General features: G+C 68.8%; 6 protein-coding genes. 3 read left to right on the forward strand and 3 right to left on the reverse strand.

The genetic code is table 11. From position 1 onward, the window contains the following. Positions 1-147: 147 nt before the first annotated feature. The 3 genes from NBW84_RS17655 to NBW84_RS24475 form a co-directional block, all read right to left on the reverse strand. The gene (locus NBW84_RS17655) at positions 148-1,701 is read right to left on the reverse strand and encodes a TIR domain-containing protein (RefSeq protein ID WP_250285835.1); all 1,554 of its coding nucleotides are present in this window, start codon (positions 1,699-1,701) and stop codon (positions 148-150) included. A 414-nt stretch (positions 1,702-2,115) separates the two neighbouring features. After that, the gene (locus tag NBW84_RS17660; RefSeq protein ID WP_250285836.1) at positions 2,116-2,538 is read right to left on the reverse strand and encodes a HipA N-terminal domain-containing protein; all 423 of its coding nucleotides are present in this window, start codon (positions 2,536-2,538) and stop codon (positions 2,116-2,118) included. A 17-nt stretch (positions 2,539-2,555) separates the two neighbouring features. Continuing rightward, a complete protein-coding gene (locus NBW84_RS24475) occupies positions 2,556-2,960 on the reverse strand; it encodes a tyrosine-protein phosphatase (RefSeq protein ID WP_445548752.1) in 405 nt (134 codons plus the stop codon). 42 nt (positions 2,961-3,002) lie between these two features. Between NBW84_RS24475 and NBW84_RS17665 the strand changes: the two genes are divergently transcribed. From NBW84_RS17665 to NBW84_RS17675, 3 genes are all read left to right on the forward strand, one after another. Beyond that, positions 3,003-3,263 carry a type II toxin-antitoxin system Phd/YefM family antitoxin gene (locus NBW84_RS17665; RefSeq protein ID WP_250285837.1) on the forward strand — a complete coding sequence of 87 codons (261 nt, stop codon included), beginning with the start codon at positions 3,003-3,005 and terminating at the stop codon, positions 3,261-3,263. Next, positions 3,260-3,694, forward strand: a complete 435-nt coding sequence (locus NBW84_RS17670; RefSeq protein ID WP_250285838.1) for a type II toxin-antitoxin system VapC family toxin — start codon at positions 3,260-3,262, stop codon at positions 3,692-3,694. The genes NBW84_RS17665 and NBW84_RS17670 overlap by 4 nt, the downstream gene beginning before the upstream one ends. Before the next feature lie 292 nt (positions 3,695-3,986). Continuing rightward, on the forward strand, positions 3,987-4,754 hold the full coding sequence (locus tag NBW84_RS17675) for an SDR family oxidoreductase (protein ID WP_250285839.1): 768 nt from the start codon (positions 3,987-3,989) through the stop codon (positions 4,752-4,754). Positions 4,755-5,086 lie beyond the last annotated feature (332 nt).

Here is a 5,086-nt window from a genome sequence, read left to right on the forward strand (position 1 = left end):
GGCCGGATCGGACGTGTTCGTCCCGAAGGCGATCTCGACATCACTGCCCGTGGGGAGAGCTATCCGGGCGTCGCGTGGCCGGATCTCCAACACTCCGGCCTAACGGTCACGGTCTGCCCGACCACACTCACCCGGCGCAACAACCATTTACCGGGCATCGGGCAGCTCCCACACAATCACCGTCCAGTCGGCACCGCCGGTAGCAAGCAGGTGGCTGTCCGGTGACCATGCCACCGCCTCCACCGGACCGCGGTGGTCGGTGAGGGTGGCGCGGCGGGTGGGGGCCGCGATGCTGGTCACCTCCCACAGGGTCACCGTGCTGTCCACGCTGCCGGCGGCAAGCAGGTGGCCGTCCGGTGACCATGCCACCGCCTCCACCCAGCCGCGGTGGCCGGTGAGGGTGGCGCGACGGGCGGGGCTCGCGGGGTCGGCCATCCCCCACAGCTGTACCGTGCTGTCCGCGCTGCCGCTGGCCAGCAGGCGGCTGTCCGGTGACCATGCCACCGCCCGCACCGGACCGCGGTGGTCGGTGAGGGTGGCGCGGCGTGCCGGAGTCAGGGGGCTGACCACGTCCCAGACGGTCACCGTACCGTCGCGGTTACCGGTGGCCAGAAGGTGGCCGTCCGGTGACCATGCCACCGCCCGCACCGGGCTGCGGTGGTCGGTGAGGGTGGTACGGCGTGTCGGAGTCAGGGGGTTGGCCACGTCCCAGAAGGTCACCGTACCGTCGCGGTTACCGGTGGCCAGCACATGCCTGTCCGGTGACCACGCCAACGCCTCCACCCAGTCGCGATGGTCAGTGAGGGCGGCGCGGCGGGCAGGGCTCGCGGGGTCCGTCATCTCCCACAGCTGTACCGTGCTGTCCGCGCAGCCGGTGGCAAGCAGGTGGCCGTCCGGTGACCACCCCACCGCCTTCACACTGCCGTGACGGTGGTCGGTGAGGGTGGCGCGACGTGCCGGAGTCGCGGGGTTGGCCACGTCCCATACGGTCACGGTGCTGTCGTCGCTGCCAGCGGCCAGCAGCCGGTCGTTCGGCGACCACATCACCGCGCGGATCCCGGGAGCGCCGAGCGCGCGGGAGAGTTGGCTGCCGTGGTGAAGCACCGCGCGGCGGACCGGTGTCCCACGTACGAGTGGGCCAGGTGCCGGCGGCGGAACGGGCTGTCTCCTTCCCGGCGTCCTCGGCGGGGACGTGAGCACGGTAGTACTGCCGGGCGTATCGGCGAGGCCGGGAAAAACCGGGGCGGCAGGGGGTTTCGCCCGTCCTGCCCGCAGAATCCTCACCTGCTCGAGCAGCCGGGCGGCAGCGGTCGCCGCGGGCACATCGAACAGATCGAACGACACGATCTGCCCCAGTAGCCCCGGCCGGGGGCAGTCCGTGATCCGGATCGGGACCAGCCTGCTGGCGAAGCCCAGTGGATCCGCGGCCTGCGCGGCCTGCCACTCCGCCTGGCCGTAGATCGACGTCAGATAGGCCTCGGACAGCAAAGCTATGGTGCGGTCCGCCTGGCTGACCCCCTGCTGCATCCGCACTGCCCAGTTCGAACCCGGAATGAAGTCCCACGCCTGGATCAGCACCCGTAGCCCGGCGGCCTCCAGCTGCCAGGCCACCCACTCCGCCCAGCCTCGGTCGACACCGGTGTAGGAGATGAAGAAATCCCACCGCGGCGTCGGTTCCTCTTCCTGCTGCCCGCCCGTCACCGGATCGCCGCCGCCCGAATCCCCCTATCACCCATAGCTGCGGAGTATGCCACGCAACGCACCCGTACATCCCACAAGGGCTGGTACATCCACAGGGGCTCGTCCCGCGTGGGGCGGTCGCTGGCGTGGCCAGAACCTCACACTCATCGATCATTGCGTTGGCCGGTGTCACAGGAGTGGCATGCTGGTCGGCGTGCACGGCAGAAGCCACGGCAGGTTCTGGTAGAACCATGAATGCGATAGGGCCCACCCCTGCCCACACAAAGAAGACCTGGATCAAAAACGCCGATCGGCGATCGGTTGGGAGTACCCCGCCAACCCGGTGAACGACTGCGGCCAGCGGAAGGGATTTAAGAATATCCACTCCGGAAGATGCTCACTGAATACAACGGGACGAGGCGGACGGTCGGTTCGTCAGCCTCGTGCAGGATCGAGAAGTTCTTGGCATGCGCGTCGGCGTTGCCCACGGCCGTGGTGGACGTCGCCCGGCTCCTCGCCCTCGGGTAGCAGCTGGATCGCGCCAGCGCAGTCGCGGCCGAACGCTTTCAGGATCCCGTAGGTGTCGGCTGGGCGTACCCCGGCCATAGCCGCCATCCGTTGCAGCGTCGGCCCCTCAGGCAGGATGTTCTCGAAGAAGTCCAGACCCCGCATGTCCCGAGGGCCGATCACCGCCCCGATGGGTAGCCCGACCGACAGCGCCGGGCTGCCCGCTCCCCACCGCTCCACCGCCTCGGCCGCAGCCACCTGCGTCACCCCGGCGGAGGTTCGGAAGTGCTTGATCGCCGCGCCGAGGTCCCGCGCCGCGACCACCTGGTACTCACCCGGCGGTATCACCACTGACCAATACTACGCCGCTATCCGTAAACAGCGATATCACCGAAGACAGATATCGGCGGGGACGCCGGCGGAACGCAGGCAGACGGGGACGTCGACGGCGGCCAGCGTGGCGAGAACGGCCTCGCGTGTGGACGTCTTCCTCGCCGCGGAGACCTGCCGGATGGCCCGATCTCGTCGTCGTTGCGCAGGTCGATGATCGTACGGATGCCGTGCGAGTACAGCGCGGACCAGCCGGCCGCGCTCAGCCGGCCGAGGCTGCCCGAGCGGACGAGCGCCCCGCGGCGCAACCGGCGGCCGCCCCGGGTGGACAGGCTGCCGGGGCCACGAACGTTGAAACAGCCATCCCGGCCGAGGTCACGGTCAACACCCGCACGGCAACTGCCCGGCAAGACAGTCCCGGCCTGGCTGCATGCCCGCCGCATGACTACTATGACTAGTCTGACCTACTTGACCGGAGGTTCGTCGTGACCGAACCAGCGAGCCAGTGGACGGCCGCGTCCGCCAAGGCACACTTCAGTGAGATGCTCGACCGGGCCGCCTCCGAAGGACCCCAGACGATTACCCGTAACGGGCGCCGGACAGCAGTCGTGGTGTCCATCGAGGAATGGGAACGCAGAACACGCCGCCGCGGCACCCTGGGTGACTTTCTCGCCGCATCACCGCTCGGCGAGGTGGCCGACCTCATCCAGCGCCCACGGGAAACCTCCCCTGGCATCGGCCTGTGAACGTCCTTCTCGACACCAACGTCCTGTCGGAACGGGCGCGGCCACGCCCTGACCCCGCCCTCGTCCGCTGGATCGACGAGCTGGACGAAGACCGTGCGTTCATCAGCGTCCTCTCACTGGCGGAGATCCGCCGGGGGATCGAACGCCTCCCGGCCGGCAACCGGCGGACGCACCTGGCCGCCTGGCTGGACACGGACCTGGTACCCCGTTTCGCGGACCGCATCCTCACCGTCGACATCCCGATAGCCGACGCCTGGGGAATACTCGTGGCGGACGGCGACCGCAACGGCAGACCGGTGCCGGTCATCGACGGGTTCCTCGCCGCGACGGCCACGGTGCACGACCTGGCTCTCGCCACCCGTAACACCCGGGATTTCGCCCACCTGGGAATCCCACTGATCAACCCATGGAACGACAACGAAACCCGGTAACCGGCAAGAAGGGCGGCAGAGGACAAGGAGACGGGCCCATGCATACTGGACGGCGCTGGCAGGATGTCAAAGCCGAGGCGTACCGACGCCGCCCCGAGTTGGCTGACCCCGTACGGCAGGCCCAGGCCCGCGCTGCACTCGACGCATACGTTGCAGGTCACCATCCCCAGGGACTCCGCGGGCGGTCGGCAGGGCCCGGTCCGAGATCGCCCTGATCCTCAGGTGTATCCCAGGCTCGGAGCTCCCGGATCGAGAACGATGGCTCTGACCACTGGCCGGTGAAGGAACGGTGATGGCGGATTTCCTGAACGAGCTCTTCTCACTGCGGCGGCGCACCGCGGTGGTGACCGGCGCGACCTCCGGCATCGGCCGGGGCATCGCGCTCGGCCGGGCCGGCGCTCGGGTCGTGGCCATGGGACGACGCGCCGACGCGTTGGAATCCGTGGTGGACGACCTCCGCGTGGCCGGCGGACTGGCCGAAGGTGTCCGTTGTGACGTAGCCAGCCGCGCGGAACTGAGCAGGGCGGCCGACCTGGCCGCCGAGCCATTCGGGGAACCGGACATACTCGTCGCCTCCGCCGGCGTGAACATCAGGCCGCCCTTCGGCACGCTGACCGACGACGAGTGGGATCTCACGATGGCTGTGAACCTTGACGCGCCGTTCCTCCTCGGTCGCCGCTACGGCCCCCTCATGGCCGAGCGGGGATGGGGCCGGATCATCAATCTGGCATCGCAGCAGACGGTCCGGGCGTTCGGCAACAGCGGCGCGTACGGGGTTTCGAAGGCGGCTGTCGCGGCACTGACCCGGTCCCAGGCGGAGGCATGGTCGAGGCACGGGGTGTGCTGCAACGCGATCGCGCCCGGATTCGTCCGCACACCGTTGACCAGGTCCGTCTTCGACGATCCGGAGCGGGCGACGGCAATGGCCGCGCGCACGATGGTGGGGCGCAACGGCGAACTGTCGGACCTGGTCGGCGCCGCGGTCTTCCTGGCCGGGCCGGCCGCCGCTTACATCACCGGCCAGACGATATTCGTGGACGGCGGCTTCTCGTCCACGTAGTCACCACCGTTCTGTTACCACCGCTCCAGGCTCGGCGCCACTGGCCGGAACCCGGCGGTTGCGCCAGGAAACCGGCGACATCCAGCTTCCGTAATTCATGCAGATCATTACAAACCTACTGGTGATCTACCGCGTCAGCTTTCTGATCGTCACGAACAGCGACATGCTGGAGCGGGGCCGCCCCCGACCTCCGCGAGCCTGGTTCTACCCGTCGGAGGACGGGCGCTGGTCATTCGTCTTGGCGTGCTCTGCCTCGTCGTACTCGGGGTGCCGTCATCCGGCCGGCTCCGTGGCCAGATCGTTGAAGAATCCGCACCCTGTAACGATGACGG

The sequence above is a fragment of the Protofrankia sp. CiP1_Cm_nod2 genome, assembly GCF_920664355.1.
Classification (GTDB): domain Bacteria; phylum Actinomycetota; class Actinomycetes; order Frankiales; family Frankiaceae; genus Protofrankia.